The following is a 19,893-nucleotide window of genomic DNA, read 5'->3' as shown; positions in this document are numbered from 1 at the left end:
ATAATTATTACCGAACCTCCAAATTGGGATTCAATTGATAGAATCAAAACCTCTTGAATTGCCGACTACTTACTTCCTTGTAGTCTTAAAGATTCTTCGACCACTAACATATCGATCAACCCACCATTTTTCTTGTAATCCTTGGATTACGACACCTCGAGATGAGGAAGCATGCGAGAATTTTCCATCACCCATTGCAAGCCCAACATGTGTAACCTTAGTTAAATTAGGTGAAGCCGAAAAGAAAACCAGGTCTCCTGCTTCTAAACTTTTTTTGGGAACTGCAGAACCTATAGTTGCTTGAGATGCTGCTGATCTAGGTAATATATTTCTAGGTACAGAAATTTGAGGATCTGTTAGAACTCCAATCGTGAATCCAGAACAATCAGTACCCTTCTTTGTACCACCTCCGTAAACATACTTTGTTCCAATCCATCCTCGGACAACAGTAGCTAGATTATTAACGGAAAGGATTTTCCAATCTGATATATTCCCTTCAATTCCAGAACTGGAATTGGTTTCTACAGGAGACGTAGTTACGGATTCAATTCCACTTGTTGGACCGATTCCAAGCTCTTCCGGTGTGAATTGAAGTTTTGGTCTCTCTCTTACTTCCAAAATTCCTATTGAAGCGAACACATCATCCATTTCAGCAAATTCATTCAAGCTTCTTGTATTATAAGTTTTATTCTTGTCATTTTGAAGATTTTTAATATTACCTTTCACCTTATTCCAATTAGTTGATTGATTGGGTAAATCGCTATCAAAATCATTTAACTTTCTATTCAGATCTTTAGATGATAACTTACTGAGTGATGCCGGAATCGACTTCGAGAGCGTAACTGTGAATTCATCGGATGGAATCTTTTCCCTTCTCGAAAGTATTAAAAGTCGGCCAGCAGTTAATGTACTCAAGCCTTCCCAACTACGAGCTTGTCCTAAATTTATCAAATTATCTCTTAAAGCAGATGGAAGATGTGCTTCTTCCGATTCTCGAAAGAAACGTGACATCAAAACGAAGTCTTTTGTGCTCCCGCGATACTTAGGTAGCAATGGAATGATTTCTTCGTAACTTTCGAACGGAATTTTGGCATCATCTGATGCAGCAATCAAAACCAAAGCTTTAGAAAAGTCTCGCGGTGAGAAATCTTCCATCTTAGCCCAAGGTAGTAGCTTTTCCGTAAGCTCTTTTATCTGTTGACTGTCAGTGCGTTTACCTAAATTTTTTCTAATTTCGTTTCGTATCAGAAGTAGTTCTTGGCGATTGAAATCGTCTTCGAGAATTTTGTTTATTCCTTGTCCGTAAACTGTGGAAGAGTAAAAATTTAAGATAATAGCAAAGATAAGAATACATATGGATTTTATTGTGCAATATTTCATTATTAAGATTCTTCTGCTTGGATCGTTTTAGATTTCTAGATTTAAAAAGCAAACCTGATATTTATATCGACTCTAAATATATTAAAATTTAATATAGAATTCGCTATACATATACTAAAAAGGTCAATAAAAAGAGGATTTGATGAAGTTAAAATTCTACGAATACAAAAATTGCGGAACTTGTCGTAAAGCTTCCAAATACCTTGATTCAAAAGGTATTGTATATAGTTCTATTCCAATTAGGGAGAATCCACCTTCTCAATCTGATTTAAAGAAAATGCTTAAATACTATAATGGAGATACGAAAAGATTATTTAATACATCGGGTGGTGATTATAAGGAACTCAAACTTAAGGATAAACTTCCGACTATGCCATTAGATAAGCAGATAGAATTGTTATCATCCAATGGTAATTTAGTGAAAAGACCATTTGTTCTTTCTGAGAATTTTGGCTTAATTGGATTTAAAGAGGAAGAATGGAGCAAACACTTTAAATAACTGTCAAATTTGTTTGAAATAACTTATTGACTTTTTATCCGGTTCGATCAAATTGATTAGTCGATTGGATAAAGGATCATTTTAAGAATGAGAAATCTGAATGAAGATAGCTTTTTATTGAGCCATTGAGAAATTCTTCTATGAAGGATATAATTTGCAGAAAATAATTTTCAAAGCTTTAGTAGTCTTAGGTATGAGTATATTTTGTACTGACTGCAATATGAAATCAAGCTATCAGATATGTGCAGATGATTGTGAAATCAATCGAAACATATGCTATCTTCTTGTGACTCAAAATTCAAATCAAGAAAATGATAATGCTGCAGGCCCTCTGCTAGTATGTTCATATTTTACTACGACCTGTTTACAGACATGTGCTTATCAAAACAGAAGTTCAAATTCTAGATCCTCTTCTTCATCAAGTTCGTCATCTAGTTCTAATAGAAATTTATCGGAATCGAAAATGATTTTAAAATTTTAATAAACTGATTAAGTTAGCATTTTCTTCAAAATTCAAAATACTATATTTTAGATTTGAGATAGTTATATATTTTCTATTCCTAATTCCGAGAAGCCTTTTCCTTCGCGTACAACTTTTAGAGTTTCTTCTGTACAGTCCAAAATTGTAGACATTTCCACTTGTAATAAGCCACCATCAATAACTCCTTCCACTTTTTGTCCGTACAAAAGTTCCAGGTCATCAATATCAGTTAAATACTCATCATTCGTTAGGACGGAGGTTGATGTTAATGGACCATCATGGATTTTTAAAAGTTCTTGTAGATAAATATGATCAGGGAAACGGATTCCAATATGACGATCCTTGTGATGAATAACACATGGTTTTGGAAGATTTTTATTTGCTTTAAGAATGAAAGTATAAGGGCCAGGGGAAAATTTCTTCATCATTTTATAGGTTTGATTCGGTAGATGCTCTATAAATTGTGAAGCCTCAGAAATATCTCTACACAATAGTGAAATAGGCTTATTCTTTGGCATATTTTTAAGACTGTACAATTTCTCTGTACCTTCTTTGCTATTTGCATCTGCAACTAGCGCATAAACTGTGTCAGTTGGAAAGATGAAAACCCCTCCCTTCTTTAGGGATTGGGATATTTGTGTAAGTTTTCGAATCTCTGGGTTATCTGGATGAAGGTAAAGAATCATACTATTGATAACCCATTCGTAACATCAGCTTATTGAGCTGTCATTCCACCATCAATCACAATCGTCTGTCCAGTCATATAGGATGAGGAATCACTTGCCAAGAATACTACTCCACCCATTAAATCGATCGGTAAGCCCATTCTTCCCATTGGTATTCCACCTTGAACTTTTTCTTTAATAGCGGGACGATCTGTAATCATAGATGTCATATCAGTCTCAATTAGACCTGGACATATTGCATTCACACGAAAACCATTATTGACCCATTCGATCGCTAATGCTTTAGTTAAAGAAATTACTGCACCCTTAGTTCCAGAATAAACCGATGCCAAAGGAGTTCCAATCATACCTAAAACAGAAGCAAAGTTAATTATGTTACCACCACTTTTCCTTTGTACTTTATAGTAAGCTTGGCAAGAACGAAACAATCCAGTGTAATTTGTTTCGATGATTTTTGAAATTTCTTCTTCCTTCATTCCACCAGCAGGTGTGTTACCCGCAATACCTGCATTATTGATTAAAACGTCAATTCTTGCAGTCTTCGCATGAACTGATTGAATTACTTGACCAATAGCCAAAGGATCTCTCATGTCAGCTGCATGACCAACAATTCCGGCTGATTTCATCCATTCCACTGACTCAGGCTTACTTCCAGTCCCATGTACTTCAGCACCTAGATCACGAAAACCTTCTGCAAGAAACCTTCCAATCCCTCTACTTGCACCTGTAATAAGAATTACTTTGCCTTTAACACTAAACAAATCTTTCATGAGTTACCTCTTCTATTCACGAATCCGTATGGATGCATCTACATCTTTATCCTTAGCGGGATAACAATCGGAATTCTCAATCTTGCTATCATCTAACAATTTATTATAATTCACAACACCATCATCAGTTACTAAGTCTCTTCGAATATAGTGAGTTCCATCTTTGTAATAATTAGAAATTTTATCACAATCTTCAATATCCTGATCTTGTTCTTTTTTTTTGCAATCTAATAATAAAAAACAGGATATAAATAGAAATACGTTAAGCATGAAAAGTTTTTGTAATTTGGAAATATAAAGTAAAGTCATTTCATTAGTCCCTTGAAGCTCTAATTTGAATCTTTCGGTTGGGTTTTCTCTTCCGATTCTTTTGATTCTTTTGATTCTACGGATGTAGATTGCTTTGAACCTTTCAAAGATTGAATCCTTTCTCTTTCTTTTGTTCTCTTTTGTTCTTGAACTTCATGATTCAAATTTCTAGAATCATCATAGTCTTTGCGTGCTTCAATTGGAAGGTAATCGATTTTCAAAATTTTGACGTGATTATCATCGTTTTCTTTTTTTTCTCTAGAACTAGTCTGAATTTCAATATTGGCTTTCTGTATACCATTCAAAAGTTCTAATATAGAAAGTTGATAGAACTTGATAGAATCTAAATTTTGTCCAGATTTATTAAGAAATTCCGCCTTACGAAAATGGAAACCCGATTCTTGAATTCGTTTATTCAAATATGCTATTAGATTAGGATTGCTGATTGGATATGTCTCGGATTGATTTTTTAGTTGAGCGATCTTCTCATTCAGTTCATTGCTATATGAATTGTATTTTTCTTCATATTGTTTAGATAAATTTACACTTTCAGTTTCAATATTATCTAACCCTTCTTTCGATAATCTTCTAGAATCTTTGTATTCCCCTTTCGAAAATGCAGTTTTAGCTAGAAGAAACTGCTTTTGCAATTCAAGTATAGTGGCTTCTTTCTTTCTATTCAATAAGATTGGATTCAGAACTTTTAATTTTTTATCTGATAGTTTTATCAACCTTTCCGATTCGATTTTTAGATCAATTGTAACATCACCTTCTTCGTATTTTAACGCTTTTGTCTCTGAGTGATCTGATTTCGCTTCAGTTCCAGTTTTGGAATCAGAAGTTGGAGTGATTAATGCCTTAGTTTGTCCAAAGATTGAAATGTTTATTGTTAGAAGCAAAAAGTAGCTGATAATTATTAATGATTTCATTACATCTTATATTTTTTTCTATTTTTCAAATTTTGTCAATTCTTTTTCAATTGATTCAATGATCGTTTTGTGTTCCAAGTCACCAAGAAGGATTGATATTCTAAAGAATTTAGGATTATCCTTTCAAATATGCCCGGCAGAAATTAACGAGGAGTCAATGATAAACGAATCACCGCTAGAATACCTAGAACGTATATCTAAATCCAAATGTTTGGTGGGGAAAAATATATTTTCAAGTCTCCATTCCTTAAACATAAGCGACTATATATTTATAGCTTCTGACACGATTGTTGTGTTGGATAACAAAATTTTGCATAAACCTATTAATCAAGACGATGCTGAGGACATTCTTTCAAATGTATCAGGAAGAGTACATTCTGTTCACTCTAGCGTAGTCTTAAGCAAAAATGAAAAGATATATTATGATTTTGATACCACTGTAATTCAAGCTAAAGATTGGAACTTGAAAGAAATAAGAGAATACATTGCATTGTTTAAACCCTTTGATAAAGCGGGTGCATACGGAATCCAAGATGCCAACTCACCAGTATTGAGCTATGAAGGATCCTATTCTAATGTACTGGGATTTCCCATTCGAAAATTCTATCAGTATATCGATGTCTGGAATTAAGCAACGATATCAAGAAGCATTCCGGGAGTGAGTGCTTCCTTATGTTCAGCGACGTTTCTCTGGATCTGAGCCGCTTTTTCTCTATAATCATTTGTCAAATGTTGATTATCTCTTGTATTAGAATTTCCATATCCATTGGAAAAACCAGCTTGCCCTCCAGGAATTCTGGGAACAGGTTGGATAGGTGAATAGTTTGGAGTTGAGTAAGCATATAATGCTTCCCCAGGACGACCAATCGATTGTGATACACCGTGAAATTCCATTCTAGTTAATATATCGGACTCATTTTAATAAAAATTAATGGCTACAGCAGAAAAAAAAATACAAGAATTCGCAAATTGTTTGGAATTTATTGATTCAAACCCAAAAGAACTACCGCAAATCTTCTGTTTTGTATCCCAAGATTCTTTCGAGTTTGAGGAAATACTTCAATATTACAGAGAAAGACTTTCTAAATCAGGAGAGCCTTTTGAGACAATTGTGTTCACAGGTGAAAATGGTGAAATAGATCCTTTCTTTTCTCATGCCTTCACGCCTGATATGTTTTTTCCTACTAAGCTACTGATAATCAAATCTGGTGTTAATTTTTTTAAACCGTTTTTCAATGCTGCAAAGAAAGCAAATGAATTACATAATCAATTCCTTCATCACCTTCCCCAATTATCCGAGAAAGTTTATATTTTAATTCATTATGAAAACTGGGATATGCCATCTTTCCTAAAGAAGTTTTTTCCAATTGGATACGCTCTTGTCCATAGCAAGAATTTCTACTCGAACGAAACAAGAAAGCATCTGGAACAACTTATAAGAAAAATGGATCTTTCTCTTTCATCGGATGCTATAGATGAATTTCTACATAGGATACCACCGAATATGGGATCTTATTTAAAAAGTTTGCAAAAATTGAAATTATATCTACATAAGAAGAAATTTGAAATTGAAGATGTTCAAGACGTTCTGTTGGGACGAACCAGTATAAATTATCAAGTATTAGTAACACTTTTTTTTCAGAATAGAAAAGTTGAATTCTATAAAGAATTCTCGAAACTCAGTGACATCAGAAGTGAGCTCGGAATTTTACTTAGTAAATTGCTTGATAGATTAAATGAAATTCGAATTTTTAGAATTTTTCAATTCAAGTATAAAGGCGCAATTCCAGAAGATGAATTATTTATGACATTAGGTATGGATTCCTATTCTAGCGGAAGAAAATATCATATTAAGAAAGAACTTATTTCCGATGCAAAAATGTTAAAAGATAAGTCCATTGAATTGCTTTACGAATCACTAATTGATCTTAACATTCGTCATAAATCTAGAACTGATGCTGATCTTACAATGTATCTGCAACAGAAATGGATGCGTATGTTTAATTTATTTGAGATCTAAGTCTTGAAGTTCATATTCAATAATCTTTCTATACAAAGTCCTTACCGAAATATTTAGAATGGATGCAGTCTTATCACGATTCCCATTATTGATTTTTAAATTTGTTTTGATTATCTCTTTTTCATAATCAGCGATTGTAACACCTGGAACAATTGGAATCAATCTATCGGAATACAATTTTGCATTTTCGAATATTGCAACAGGTATATCTTTATAATTGAGGGTTCTTCCTTTACCAATAATAACTAGACTCTCAATTAAGTTATCCATCTGATCCAATTCTCCTGGATAATCAAATTGAAATAAAAAATCAGACAATTCTTTTGAGAAATATTTTAACCTTTTCTTATAACGTTTATTATATTCATCCAAATAAAAATTAGCTATAGGTATAATTTCGTCTTTTCTCTGACCCAGTGGAATTATATCCAAAGTCACAACACCCATTCTAAAATAAAGATCTTCAATAAAATATTTATTAGCAACCAAATTCCTAATACTAGTATGAGCACTTGATACAATCCAAGGAAGTTGACGAGTCTCTTTTAATTTAGTTAATTCCCTGTTGATAATTGATTGAATATCTTTACCAAGTTTCTCTATTGAATTTATGAAAAGACAACCAATATTCATTGCTTCAGTAAATTTCTGTAGTATATCATCTTTCTTCCAAAATTGATCACAATTTAATTCAATAAATCTAATCTTTTCTGTTTCTAAAGTTTGCTTAACAAGATATTCAATTCTACTGCCGCGATTACCTATTAGCATAACAGGTATTTTCGGCTTTGAGTAGGAATTTAAGTTTCTAGTGATATCTAAATAATTTTTAGATGGAGGAAATTTTTCTATCAACGAATTTCCTCGACGACTCCGTACATATAACAACGCAATGAACCAAGATTGTATTTATTGATGTAATCTAAAATTTCACTAGGTTTGAATTCTAATAATTTTGGATAAATATAATTTTCGCCATGAACTTTAGTTAGAATTGGATTATTTCTAATTCCGTTTGCTGAATAACTATCGAGGATATAATCTGATTCAACTATCACCGTTTGCTTTTCTTTAACTTTTATAGACGGATTGATATTGATCCAGAAAGCTTCTCCATGAGTTCTTATCAAAACTTTTCTTCCATTAGAAAAGTCTGGATATCTTTTCTTCTCTGTTACTTCATTTAGAATACTATTTAAATTCGATCTAAATTCCCATTCCTTAATAATTTTATTATTTGTAGCTTTTTCGAAAGCTTCCCTTATGTTGAAGGCATTTAGTTGGCCTTCATACGATACACGATTTTTACCAATTAGAACATTTGAATTATCTAAATCATCTTTTTGTAAAGGGGATGTCTCACTTATATACAAATATCCTTTTGATATACTTAGGAATTTTTCTTTTCCATCGGCAAACCCAACTTTCATCGAGCCAATCAAATTGTAAAATTCTGAACCCGTAGCTCGAGCAATTTTCTCAATATTCAATTGATCGCTCGGACTAGTTTGATAAGGAATTAAAATTATATTTGTGAATCCTTTAGATCTGGCTTCATTGATTTTAGAAATCCAAGCCAGGCTGTTCATATAATGTGAAGGATTCAAAAGTAAATAATTTATTTTCATTTCGGAATTGCCGGATTTTGAAGCTATCATCCTAGAAAAGGCGATCATAAGATGATCCGTTGAGTTGGGTTTACCAAATGCAAGATCATCTAAACTGATTCCATTCGAGGATTCTAAACTGCCATTTGAAACTGCAAAAAGTCGGGATGATGAAGTAGTATTTCTATTAGAATCTTTAAAAAAGCTCTGAATAGCTTGCTTTTCGTAACTCATCGATCCAGTAGCATCGAGAAAAATAGATATATCAGGATTCTGTGTTCTTGATAATCCTATTTTTTGTGCATTTCGAACAGGAAGAAAACGAAACACTTTAGAATAGTGTTTTTTTAGCGCGGAATGAATATAACCTTGCAAGAGTGATTCTGATCTTGTTATTTTACCTGTTTTGCAATTCCTTAAAGTTGTTGTAACTGACGGAATATTTTGATTTGGGAAATAAAAAATGTCCCTAGATACAAAATGTATCCTTCCATTCATGCATGTGTTCGAATCGGATTGATCTTCTGTATATGCTGTTGAATTTATATAAAAATCATTGCTAACTATGTCACTTGCAAGCAAGGCAAACTCTTTTGATAGTTCAAGTGAGTTTACATTTTGGTTTCGTATTCGCACATCTCCTTCAATTTTTGCTGGTTGGAACATTATATCATTAGCATCGAGTCTGCTATGGAGTAGGGTAAATAACACCATTGCATAAAAAATGGCTTTATAAATTTTTTGACAATTATGACACATAAAAAAATGATTCCATAAAAAGATTCCTTGACAACTAATTTTCTAGTCTATTAGATTGTTACTACAAAGGAGAAGCCATTTATGAAAAAGGTTTTACTACTTCTTTCCGTTGCAGCGCTTATAGCAGCTTCGTGCGGAGGAAATGATTCTAGAAGAGACGCAACATCTGTCGGAGAAGCGGGTTGGGTATTTGAAGGTTGGGCTTGTGCACCAGACACTGCAGCTGCAAAGAGAGGCGAGTCTCCAGCTGATTATTGCAAAGATACTTCCAAATTCGACCATTTATATATGAAATTTTCTGCGGTAGCTTCCGAAAAAGCAATCAAAAGCAACCGAGTTGCTGCTATGCAATCTACTTGTAGACAAGCTGCCAAAGACCAGATCGCAGGTGACGGACTTTCGAAAGTTATTGGTGATCATTTAGAGAAAGCATCTGGTGTATCAGATGGTCAATCAACAGGACAAGTAATTGTTTCTCAAACAGCTGGTAAAATCAAAGGTATCGGAGTTTACGATTGTTGTGCAATCGACAATGATACAGGATCTTGCATAAAAAAAGGCGAACCAGAAAATTGGGAACAATGCCAATGTGTAGGATTCATGAAGTTTCCTGGTGGACAGAAAGCATTCGAATCTATGGCTCAAGAAGCATCTAGATAAACAACTTTTTACTTAGTTGAATAGAAAGCCGGTCTGTATAAGACTGGCTTTTTTTATGCTAATACAGAATCTCCGAAACTTGATTTAATTTCCATTATACATTCCGATCTTCTTAGCCATTCTTCCTCAAATTGATAAGGATCATCCATTCTTAGTAACTCTTGCCTGTTCAATGAAAATTCTTTAAAGTCTTGAAAGTACTTTGTAAAATGTTTTCGAAACAATCGAACAGCATTGTCAGATCCATAAAATTCTTTCATATAAATATAATGTCTATAAGCAACATCAAATACTGAACCAAAAGTTAACTTTGCTTTATCAATTCCACTAAAAATCCAAGGATTTCCTATTGCTCCACGTCCGACTAACACAGCATCCACTTTAGAAGTAACTAATCTCATCTGAACTGTGTCAATATCTGCAATATCGCCATTTCCAAATATTGGTACTTCAGCTATGGATTTTATCTCTTCTATAGCATCCCAGTTCGCTCTTCCAGTATAACCCATCTCTTTAGTTCGTCCATGAACTGAGATTGCCGCGACTCCGGAATTTTGGAGGACTTTTATAGTTTCCAAATAATTTAGTGAATCATTCTGCCAACCGATTCTTATCTTAGCTGTTACTGGTACGGATAAATTTTTGCATAATCCTTCTATCATTTTACCAGCTAAAGGAAGATTGCGAAGTAAACCTGCACCTGATCCACGTTGTGAAACTTTCTGAACCGAGCAGCCCATATTTAAATCAATGACATTCGGTTGGAGAATTTCAATTCTCTTTGCAGCTTCTACTACTGGTTCAACAGCATTTCCGAATATTTGAAACCATATTGGTTTCTCTTCTACATTGTAGTGAAACATTCGAAATGTTTTTGGATTGCCAATTAAGATCTGTTCAGCGGATACAAATTCATTGAAAGACCATGCTGCGCCCATCTCTCTGGTGATCCTTCTATATGGGCTGTCCGATATACCAGCCATCGGAGACAAACAGACTCTACCATTTATAGCGACATTCCCAACAGTAAATGAATGTTTAGAATCTGAATGCATTCTGAAGATAGTTATTCCTCGTTATCAGATATTACAGCAAAATCGATTACACCATCATCATCTTTGGTATCAACAACCTTAACGCCAACGGCAGTTCTACCTATGATGGAGACATCTTTTGCCGGAGTTCTTATGGCCATTCCAGATTGAGTTATCACAAGTATTTCATCATTTTCAGAGACAGTTGCAATACCAACAGATTTACCATTCTTTTCACCTACTTTAACATAGGTCATACCTTTTCCACCTCTACCTTTTGTGGAGAATTCATCATATGATGTCCGTTTGCCATATCCATATTCACTTAAGACGAATAACGAAGAATCCGGTTTAACAATTGTGACGCCAGCTATAATATCATCTTCTGATAATCTCATTCCGGTAACGCCTTGTGCAGTTCGACCTTGACTTCGTAATTCAGATAGATTCATTCGAATAGCTAGACCATTCCGGGTTCCAATAAATACGTCTTCGTTGGACTTAGTCGAAACAACATCGATTAAGGTATCGCCATCGCGAAGTCCTAAAGCTATGATTCCGGATTTTTTCGTATTTGAAAATTCATTCAATAGAATTTTCTTCATAAAACCCTGTCGAGTGACCATTAATAATGCTGAATCATCCAATTCACGATATTGATACAAAGAAGTAATTACTTCGTCTTCGCCAAGATTGATAACAGCCTTTAACGATTTACCTCTCGCTTCTTTAGAGGCGATTGGAATCTCATACACTTTCATATTGAAAGCTCTTCCTTTATTAGAAAAGAGCATTAAATTATCATGAGTCATAGCAGTGACGACTTTCTTAATAAAGTCGTCTCTTTTGACTGAACTACCCTGAATTCCTTTTCCTCCACGTTTCTGTTTACGGAAGGTATCGACAGGTAAGCGCTTGATAAACATATCTTCTGAGAGCTGTACAATAACTTCTTCATCTGAAATCAAGTCTTCTGCATTAAAAGTACTACTTTCAATGGATTCAAGGCTAATTTCCGTTAGTCGCTTTGCTCCATGCTTATCCATAACTTCTTTAAGTTCGGTGCATACAATATCTTTTACTCTTTCTGGCTTAGCCAATATATCCTTAAGATCAAGAATTAAAGCTCTTACTTGTTCTAATTCATCAATAATTTTTTGAACTTCAAGAGATGTAAGTCTTTGCAATCTCATTTCTAGAATTGCATCTGTTTGCAATTCAGACAGAGTAAAAGTTGCCATCAATTTTTCTTTAGCTTCTGCTGGATTCTTAGAAGCCCGAATAATTCTAATAACTTCATCTATATTGTCGAGAGCGATCCTCAAACCTTCTAAGATATGAGCTCTCTTTTCTGCTTTATCTAAGTCGTATTGTGTTCGTCTAACAATTACTTCATTTCTATGGATGGAGTAAGAAACTAAGATCTCTTTTAAATTAAAAATCTTAGGCTTATTATCGATAATTGCAAGCATTGTAATTCCATAGCTTACCTGCAATTGTGTTAGTTTAAAAAGTTGATTGAGAATAACTTGAGCGTTTGCATCTTTCTTAGTAACTATTTCAATTCTTATACCTGTACGATCACTGAGATCCATGATCTCTGAGATGCCTTCGATAATTTTATCATTAACGAGCTCACCTATTTTCTCGAGTAGAACACGTTTATTGACTTGATATGGAATTTCAGTTACAACAATAACTTCTCGTCCTTTAGCGTTCTCTTCTATCTCAACTTTGGATCGGATTCGAATAGATCCTTTTCCTTTTGTATAGGCAGATATCAACCCTTCGCCACCGATAATCGTTCCACCAGTTGGAAAATCAGGTCCAGGCATGATTTTGAGAAGTTCGGGAATGGTTACATCTGGATTTCTAATTACTGTAATTACAGCTTCGATTGTCTCATGCAAATTATGAGGGGGAATATTTGTCGCCATTCCAACAGCGATACCGGTTGATCCATTGACTAATAGATTTGGGAAATTGGCAGGCAACACATCTGGTTGCAATTTCGTATCATCAAAGTTAGTAGAATAATTTACGGTTTCTTTATCTATATCACGAAGGAGTTCTTCTGCAATCTTATTAAGTCGTGCTTCAGTGTATCGATAAGCTGCTGGTTCGTCTCCGTCGATGGAACCAAAGTTTCCCTGTCCATCGATCAAAGGAACTCTAAGGGAAAAAGTTTGAACCATTCGTACAAGCGTATCATAAACAGCTGTATCACCATGAGGATGGTAGTTACCGATTACTTCACCGACAATCTTAGCGCACTTAACATATGGACGATCCGAGCGCCATGCTCTTTCATTCATAGCATGAAGAATTCTTCTATGAACTGGTTTTAATCCATCCCTCACATCCGGAAGCGCTCGGCCTACAATCACGCTCATCGCGTAACCGAGATAAGCTTCTTTCATCTGATCTTCAATTTCAACGGGAATAACTCGGACTCCGTTCTTGAGAGCACCAGCAATATCTGGTCTAGCAGCCAGATTTAATATTAATGACTTTTGTTCTTGGTCTTCTTGATTTTCCATTTATTTCTTTTATAGATCTAGATTTGATACTTTTGCTGAATTTTCTTCAATAAATCTTCGGCGTGGAGAAACATCATCACCCATAAGAATATTAAAAGTGTCTTCAGCCGCAACTAAGTCATCCATCTTAACTTGAAGAACAACTCGTCGTTCTGGGTCCATTGTTGTCTCCCACAATTGTTCAGGATTCATTTCCCCTAAACCTTTGTATCTCTGGATGACAACTTTATCATTTTGTCTGCTTCGTATTAGTTCGTCTTTTTCTCGATCCGAATAAGCGTATATAGATTCTTTTCCAAACTTAAGTTGATATAGAGGAGGTTGAGCCACGAAAAGAAATCCTCTCTCGATTAACGGTCGCATATGACGAAAAAAGAAAGTTAAAATCAAAGTTCGAATATGCGAACCATCGATATCAGCATCAGTCATGATTACAATTTTATGATAACGTGCTTTATCAACATTGAATTCATCTTCACCTATACCAGTTCCCAAAGCAGATATTAAGGTTCTAATTTCTTCGTTAGCTAAAATTTTATCTAACCTAGATTTTTCGACGTTTAGAATTTTTCCTTTAAGGGGGAGAATGGCTTGAGTATTTCTATCTCTACCTTGTTTAGCGGATCCACCAGCTGAATCACCCTCAACCAAATAAATTTCACTTTTTGCAGGATCTTTTTCTGAGCAGTCAGCTAGCTTACCAGGTAAACCTCCACCTTCAAGAACTGTTTTTCTTCGTGTCAAATCTCTTGCACGTCTTGCAGCTTCGCGAGCTTTGGAAGCAAGAATACATTTTTCTAAAATCTTCTTAATGATAGCTGGATTTTCTTCAAAGAACAATACCAAACCTTCAGAAGTTAGAGTTTGCATAATTCCTTTGATTTCTGCATTCACTAATTTTTCTTTTGTTTGCGAGTTGAATTGAGGTTGAGGAATTTTTACAGATATAACTACACACAATCCTTCCTTAACATCTTCTCCCGACAATGTAATTGTTCCTTTCTTGGAAAGGTTTTGATCTTTCTTAAGGAAATCATTTAGTGTACGAGTAAGTGCAGCGCGGAAGCCCTCTAAATGTGTTCCACCTAAACTGTTATTGATTCCATTTGTAAAGGTAAAAATTGTTTCATTGTAAGTATCACAATACTGCAAAGCAACTTCAGCAATAATGGAATCTTTCTCACGATTGAAATGACAAATTTTGTGTAATGGATGTTTGGATGCGTTAATATGATCTACAAAAGAAACAATTCCACCATCATATTGAAACTCGTGAGATTGCTTTTCTTCCTTTCTTGCATCTGTAATTGAGATTTTTAGAGAGTTATTTAGGAATGCCAATTCTCGAAATCTTGCAGACAATGTATCAAATAAGAACTCGGTTGTAGTAAAAATAGTTTTATCAGGTTTAAATCTAACAGTTGTTCCAGTTAGGGTAGTCTCACCTTTGATACTTACTGGAGCGACTGGAATTCCGGTAGTGTATTTCTGGTAATGAATCTGACCTAATGAATGAACTTCAACTTCCATCCATTCGGATAGCGCGTTTACAACGGAAACTCCCACACCATGCAATCCACCGGACACTTTGTACGCATCGTTCTCAAATTTTCCACCAGCATGCAGGATGGTCATTACAACTTCAATAGTCGAGATTCCTTTATCAGGATGGATTCCTGTTGGGATTCCGCGACCGTCATCGATTACCTCAATGATATTATCAGGTAAAATACTGACTTTTATCTCAGTACAATTGCCTGCCATTGCCTCATCGACGGAGTTATCGACGACTTCATAAACCATTTTATGTAAACCCGTCTCATCTTGGGTTCCAATGTACATTCCTGGGCGTTTTCTAACCGCCTCAAGACCTTCTAGAATTTTTATTTTTTCGGCGCTGTATGACATGAATTCCTTTGAACCTAATTGTAATTCTCTAGAACGAGCCTCTACGAGCAAGTGATTTAGAACAAAATCAGTCCATTACTTCTATCAAGCTGATGTACTTTTTACGAAGGTTTTCATCGGTAATGCCTTCTAAAGAGGCAAGTAATTCTTCTTTTCCGTTAAGAGTCCCTTTTTTCTTTTCTGTCTTCTTTTTTTTTCGAATAAGAACAGGTCCGATCTGGCAGCGAACAGATTGTATCGATTTTACTTGCAATTTATTATGAATATATCCCAAAATATTCGGACTATGGAATCCAATTTCTTGAGAATAAGCTGAATGTGAAGTCTGAACAATTAATATGCTGGAGTGAATATCTTTTGGATAGCTGTGATCTGCTAAAATTGCTCCAACCAAATCTTTCCATTGATCTGAAATTTTTTTTAGCAACAGTGACTTCTGGATTTCCTCTATTGAGAAAACATTCCCTATTGCTTCAGGAAGGTCACGAGTAGTTTTCCATTCGTCTTTCATAATTCAGTCACAGATCCTTTGGTTACTTGAAAAATTTGTCTAGGCTCATCGAGATTCCCGATATAATCATGAATTCCTTCCAAATCTGTAGTTGTAAAAAAAGCTTGCCCACACCCTCGGATTAGATCAACAAAAAACTCCCTTCTTCGTGTATCTAATTCTCGAATTACATCATCAATTAAAAGTATTGGATCTATTCCGATTTTTCTTCTTAGCAATTCGAAAGATGCAGTCTTAAGCGAAATTACAACAGATCTTCTTTGTCCTTGAGATCCAAAACTTAGAACATCTTTATCTTCTCCGCCAATTGTAATTTCATCTCTATGGCACCCAACAGTTGTGTAACCAACTCTTAGATCTTTTTGAAAATTGTCTCTCATCCTCATTTCATAGTCTTCAGTAGATTTAGCATTTGGCTTATAAAACAAACCGTAATCATCTTTTGAACCGGAAAGAAGATTTAAATTATTTCTAAACAAGATATCCATATCTTTTATAAAATTGGCTCTTGCGTTACGGATATAGTTATCCTTTTCACAAAGCATCTTGTCCCATATACCCAGAGATTCCGCACTTGTGATTTGTTTCTTTAAACTTGTATTTCGTTGTTTTAGAATTCGATTATATTCTAAAAGAGTATTTAGATAATTTTTATCCAGAGCTGATATTAAACCATCAATGAATTTTCTCCGTTCGCTACTCCCACCTTCAACTATATCCAAGTCCTTTGGTGATAAAACAACACAAGGAAGAATACCATATGCTTCTGATTGCTTTTTGATTAAATTATTATTGAATTTAATTTTTTTTCTTCGGATTGGATTTTTTTCAAAACCATATTCGAGGCGACTTTCTTCTTCATTCTCAAAAAGCTTCGAACCAATGTAGAATGTATTCTCACCCCATGAGAGAATTTCATCATCACTATTTCCTCGAAAACTTTTCAAGAAGGATAAAATGGATATAGATTCTAATAGATTTGATTTGCCTTCTCCATTATCACCTATGAAGAATATCAATCTAGATTTAAATTCAAGATTTAATTCTCTGTAAGTCCTGAAGTTATTCAGGCTTAACCTTTTCAGAATCATATTGGATTAGATTTTCATTGGCATTATGACCGAAACATAATCTGCATCTGAAGGATCCTTAAAAAGTACAGGTAAGCTTGAGTTTGTAAAATGAATTTCAAATTCTGGATCATCTATCGATTTAATTGTGTCCGATAGATAATCTCCTTTGAAGGCAATTGTAAGATCGTCTCCACTAAACTCAATTGGCATGCTGTTTTCAAATTGCATTGAACCAGGATTAGATGATGTTATAACAAGAGTATTAGTTTTGAAACTTAAACGAATTTGCCTTGAAGGTTCTTCAGCTGAGATCAGAGCTTGTCTTAATACGATAGCGAATTCATCTTTATTAATTCTAACAGAGTAGCTATTGTTTTTAGGAATGACTTGTTCATAGTCTGGATAAGAACCATCAATCAATTTAGAGAGTAATTCTGAATGTGCAACACTTAAGTAAAATTGTGATTCCGATAAACCAATCTTTCCATTCTCTGCTTGATCTAATAATTTAATCGATTCTCTTACAGTTTTATGTGGTACAATGATTCCATTTCCGAAATCCAATTTTTTGGGAATCTTTCTCGTAATCTTAGATAAGCGACGTCCGTCTGTTCCTACTACAATCAATTCATCATCGATACATTTCATAAATAATCCATTGAAAACAAATCTAGTCTCTTCTTGGGCAACTGCATAATTTGTTTTTCTAATCATTTCTTTGAGTATTAAGCAAGGAAAATCAGTAATATTTTTTTCTTCTATTTTACCAATTGTTCTTATCTCTTCTGGATCCAGTCCATTGATTTGAAATTTGGAACCAACTTTTCCTTCTGCATCGGTAATGACTGTTTCTGGATTTTCAGAATCGGTATTTATTTCCAATTTCGCATCTGAGAAATTAATAGTTTTGAATATACTACTGAGTTGTTTTGCTGGAAGAGAAGTAACTCCTGAAACCGATACATCAGCAGCTAAAGAAGTTCTAACGGATATTTCCATATCTGTAGCACTTAAGGAAACAGAGTTATCAGAAGCCTCTATTTTAACATTGGATAAAACGGATTTGATTTGTTTTGAGTTTATAACTCCTTCAACGGAATTGATAGCTTTTAAGAAGTCTGAACTTTTAATATTGAATTTCATGTTTTACCTTATATATATAATATTATGTCTTATAATTGTTGATGTTGTTGAGTATGTAGATAAGTAGATAACCTTAAAAACTCCTCATTTTATATAGGAATATGTCGCATTAAAAAAGAAAATAACTTTTTTGTAAATCGGGGAATTTCGAACCGAATCTACAGTATATGGGACATTAATTTTGTCTTATGTCTTATTAATAGTTTGTGAATGGTTTATTATTAAGTTATCTACAGTTTATCTTCAAATTAAATCGAATTTTAAACGGACTTTGTGGACGGTTTCTTGAAGCTTGAGATCTGTTTTTATCTTTTCCTCAATATTTGAAATTGCATGAATTACGGTTGTATGCTTACAATCAAAAATCCTTCCAATTAAGGTCTTATTTAAGCTGAAGATTTCTTTTAACATATACATGCAAAGATGTCTTGGTAAGATAAATTCATTTTTTCTAGATTTTCCTAGAACGTCCTTCTTGGGCTGATTGTAAATTTCACAGACTAATTCAATAAGGTTGTCTTGCGTCATATCAACTGCCTTTTGTCTAAAGACAGATCTTGAATCGACAACTTCTTTAACTCTTTCAAAAGGTACAATCATCAAATTATAAGCTTTCTTATATAAAAGAATATCATTTAATGCTCCCATTAAATGTCGAATGTCACCTGTTATATGAGAAGATGTGTAATTTAGAGATTCTTCATCTAAATGGAGATTGTACAAATCAGAATATTTAGAAAGTATAGCTCTTCTTAGATCAGGTGAAGGAGGTTGAACATTTGCTTGAACACCTTTAGTAAATCTTGATTTAAGTCTATCATGGATTGGAAGTTCATAACTTGGTCGGTCTGAAGCAATAACGATCTGACTTTTTCTTTGGTATAAAAAGTTAAAGAGAGCAAAAAACTCTTCCTGAGTTTTATCAGCTCCTGAATTGAGAAATTGAATGTCATCTATCAGTAAAGTATCATACGATTGAAATTTTAGTTTAAATGAATCTAGTGCTGTTCGACTATTTTGTCTGACGGTATAAACGAACTCATTTAGAAAAGAAGTCATTTCGACATACCTTACTTTTTTCCATGGTTCACGTTTTAATATTTCGTTTCCTATAGCATGAAGCAAATGGGTTTTGCCAACTCCAACGGATCCGAATATATATAGAGGATTTATATCTCCCGGTCTTTTGACCGCTTCCATACATGCTGTATAAGGAAGTCGATTGGAGTCCGCTACAATGAAGTTTTCAAAACTATAGTCTGGGTTAAAAAAAGATTCTCTTACATCAAACTTATCTTGTATTGCAGTATTAAATTCAACGCTAGCATCTTTTGATTCTGTCAGAATCTCAACATGGACACGATCTCCAAGAACAGTGAATAAGGCTTCTTCTATCTGAGTTATGTATTTGCTTTCAACATGTCTCTTTACTTGGTCAGAAGGAGCGATTAAAAAAGCTTTAGAGTTTTCTATCTTCAATAGATGAAGAGGCGAAATAAAGCTATGGTAATATTTTGGATTTATGAGCTTTGAAACTTCATTCAAAACAAGATTCCAATCAGGGTTCGTTTTATCGCTCATCAT

General features: G+C 34.2%; 19 protein-coding genes. 4 read left to right on the top strand and 15 right to left on the bottom strand.

Annotated elements, in window-relative coordinates; genetic code table 11:
* Window positions 1-69 precede the first annotated feature (69 nt).
* On the bottom strand, window positions 70-1,380 hold the full coding sequence (locus tag O4O04_RS01610; protein ID WP_272533720.1) for a C40 family peptidase: 1,311 nt from the start codon (window positions 1,378-1,380) through the stop codon (window positions 70-72).
* 142 nt (window positions 1,381-1,522) lie between these two features.
* Here O4O04_RS01610 and O4O04_RS01605 point away from each other — a divergent pair, with 142 nt between their 5' ends.
* Window positions 1,523-1,879: an arsenate reductase family protein gene (locus O4O04_RS01605; RefSeq protein WP_272533719.1), complete on the top strand. Its 357-nt coding sequence runs from the start codon at window positions 1,523-1,525 to the stop codon at window positions 1,877-1,879.
* Window positions 1,880-2,422: 543 nt separating this feature from the next.
* On the opposite strand, the gene O4O04_RS01600 is transcribed toward O4O04_RS01605, so the two are convergent.
* Genes O4O04_RS01600 through O4O04_RS01585 form a run of 4 tightly spaced genes read right to left on the bottom strand, consistent with a single transcriptional unit; the run spans window position 2,423 to window position 5,054 of the window.
* Window positions 2,423-3,046 (bottom strand): L-threonylcarbamoyladenylate synthase, encoded by a 624-nt coding sequence (locus O4O04_RS01600; RefSeq protein ID WP_272533717.1) that lies wholly within the window; start codon window positions 3,044-3,046, stop codon window positions 2,423-2,425.
* 29 nt (window positions 3,047-3,075) lie between these two features.
* Window positions 3,076-3,816: an SDR family NAD(P)-dependent oxidoreductase gene (locus tag O4O04_RS01595; protein WP_272533715.1), complete on the bottom strand. Its 741-nt coding sequence runs from the start codon at window positions 3,814-3,816 to the stop codon at window positions 3,076-3,078.
* A 12-nt stretch (window positions 3,817-3,828) separates the two neighbouring features.
* Entirely contained in the window at window positions 3,829-4,125 is a 297-nt protein-coding gene (locus O4O04_RS01590; protein WP_272533713.1) for a hypothetical protein, read from the bottom strand.
* Between the two features lie 20 nt (window positions 4,126-4,145).
* A complete protein-coding gene (locus O4O04_RS01585) occupies window positions 4,146-5,054 on the bottom strand; it encodes a hypothetical protein (RefSeq protein ID WP_272533712.1) in 909 nt (302 codons plus the stop codon).
* Window positions 5,055-5,112: 58 nt separating this feature from the next.
* Here O4O04_RS01585 and O4O04_RS01580 point away from each other — a divergent pair, with 58 nt between their 5' ends.
* Window positions 5,113-5,685: a nucleoside triphosphate pyrophosphatase gene (locus O4O04_RS01580; protein ID WP_272533711.1), complete on the top strand. Its 573-nt coding sequence runs from the start codon at window positions 5,113-5,115 to the stop codon at window positions 5,683-5,685.
* Here the strand turns inward: O4O04_RS01580 and O4O04_RS01575 are convergent.
* On the bottom strand, window positions 5,682-5,948 hold the full coding sequence (locus O4O04_RS01575; RefSeq protein WP_272533710.1) for a hypothetical protein: 267 nt from the start codon (window positions 5,946-5,948) through the stop codon (window positions 5,682-5,684). The two genes, O4O04_RS01580 and O4O04_RS01575, sit on opposite strands and share 4 nt — an antisense overlap.
* A gap of 37 nt (window positions 5,949-5,985) precedes the next feature.
* Between O4O04_RS01575 and holA the strand changes: the two genes are divergently transcribed.
* Entirely contained in the window at window positions 5,986-7,074 is a 1,089-nt protein-coding gene (gene holA, locus O4O04_RS01570; RefSeq protein WP_272533709.1) for a DNA polymerase III subunit delta, read from the top strand.
* Here the strand turns inward: holA and O4O04_RS01565 are convergent.
* The gene (locus tag O4O04_RS01565) at window positions 7,060-7,929 is read right to left on the bottom strand and encodes an AAA-type ATPase lid domain-containing protein (protein WP_272533707.1); all 870 of its coding nucleotides are present in this window, start codon (window positions 7,927-7,929) and stop codon (window positions 7,060-7,062) included. The two genes, holA and O4O04_RS01565, sit on opposite strands and share 15 nt — an antisense overlap.
* Window positions 7,926-9,440 (bottom strand): hypothetical protein, encoded by a 1,515-nt coding sequence (locus O4O04_RS01560; RefSeq protein WP_272533706.1) that lies wholly within the window; start codon window positions 9,438-9,440, stop codon window positions 7,926-7,928. Before O4O04_RS01560 ends, O4O04_RS01565 begins: the two co-directional genes overlap by 4 nt.
* An 81-nt stretch (window positions 9,441-9,521) precedes the next feature.
* Between O4O04_RS01560 and O4O04_RS01555 the strand changes: the two genes are divergently transcribed.
* Entirely contained in the window at window positions 9,522-10,100 is a 579-nt protein-coding gene (locus O4O04_RS01555; RefSeq protein WP_272533704.1) for a lipoprotein LipL21, read from the top strand.
* Between the two features lie 53 nt (window positions 10,101-10,153).
* Here O4O04_RS01555 and O4O04_RS01550 read toward each other — a convergent pair whose 3' ends face one another.
* From O4O04_RS01550 to dnaA, 7 genes are all read right to left on the bottom strand, one after another.
* A complete protein-coding gene (locus tag O4O04_RS01550; RefSeq protein ID WP_272533703.1) occupies window positions 10,154-11,155 on the bottom strand; it encodes a tRNA dihydrouridine synthase in 1,002 nt (333 codons plus the stop codon).
* A gap of 11 nt (window positions 11,156-11,166) precedes the next feature.
* A complete protein-coding gene (gene gyrA / locus O4O04_RS01545) occupies window positions 11,167-13,674 on the bottom strand; it encodes a DNA gyrase subunit A (protein ID WP_272533702.1) in 2,508 nt (835 codons plus the stop codon).
* A gap of 9 nt (window positions 13,675-13,683) precedes the next feature.
* On the bottom strand, window positions 13,684-15,582 hold the full coding sequence (gyrB, locus tag O4O04_RS01540; protein ID WP_272533699.1) for a DNA topoisomerase (ATP-hydrolyzing) subunit B: 1,899 nt from the start codon (window positions 15,580-15,582) through the stop codon (window positions 13,684-13,686).
* A 67-nt stretch (window positions 15,583-15,649) separates the two neighbouring features.
* The gene (locus O4O04_RS01535) at window positions 15,650-16,093 is read right to left on the bottom strand and encodes a DciA family protein (RefSeq protein WP_272533697.1); all 444 of its coding nucleotides are present in this window, start codon (window positions 16,091-16,093) and stop codon (window positions 15,650-15,652) included.
* Window positions 16,090-17,184, bottom strand: a complete 1,095-nt coding sequence (gene recF, locus O4O04_RS01530) for a DNA replication/repair protein RecF (RefSeq protein WP_272533696.1) — start codon at window positions 17,182-17,184, stop codon at window positions 16,090-16,092. The genes O4O04_RS01535 and recF overlap by 4 nt, the downstream gene beginning before the upstream one ends.
* Before the next feature lie 6 nt (window positions 17,185-17,190).
* Window positions 17,191-18,309 (bottom strand): DNA polymerase III subunit beta, encoded by a 1,119-nt coding sequence (dnaN, locus tag O4O04_RS01525; RefSeq protein WP_272533694.1) that lies wholly within the window; start codon window positions 18,307-18,309, stop codon window positions 17,191-17,193.
* Between the two features lie 243 nt (window positions 18,310-18,552).
* Window positions 18,553-19,890, bottom strand: a complete 1,338-nt coding sequence (gene dnaA / locus O4O04_RS01520) for a chromosomal replication initiator protein DnaA (RefSeq protein ID WP_272536153.1) — start codon at window positions 19,888-19,890, stop codon at window positions 18,553-18,555.
* Window positions 19,891-19,893 lie beyond the last annotated feature (3 nt).

This window comes from Leptospira sp. GIMC2001, assembly GCF_028462125.1.
Lineage (GTDB): Bacteria > Spirochaetota > Leptospiria > Leptospirales > Leptospiraceae.
This window is presented reverse-complemented; position numbering and strand designations above follow the sequence as displayed.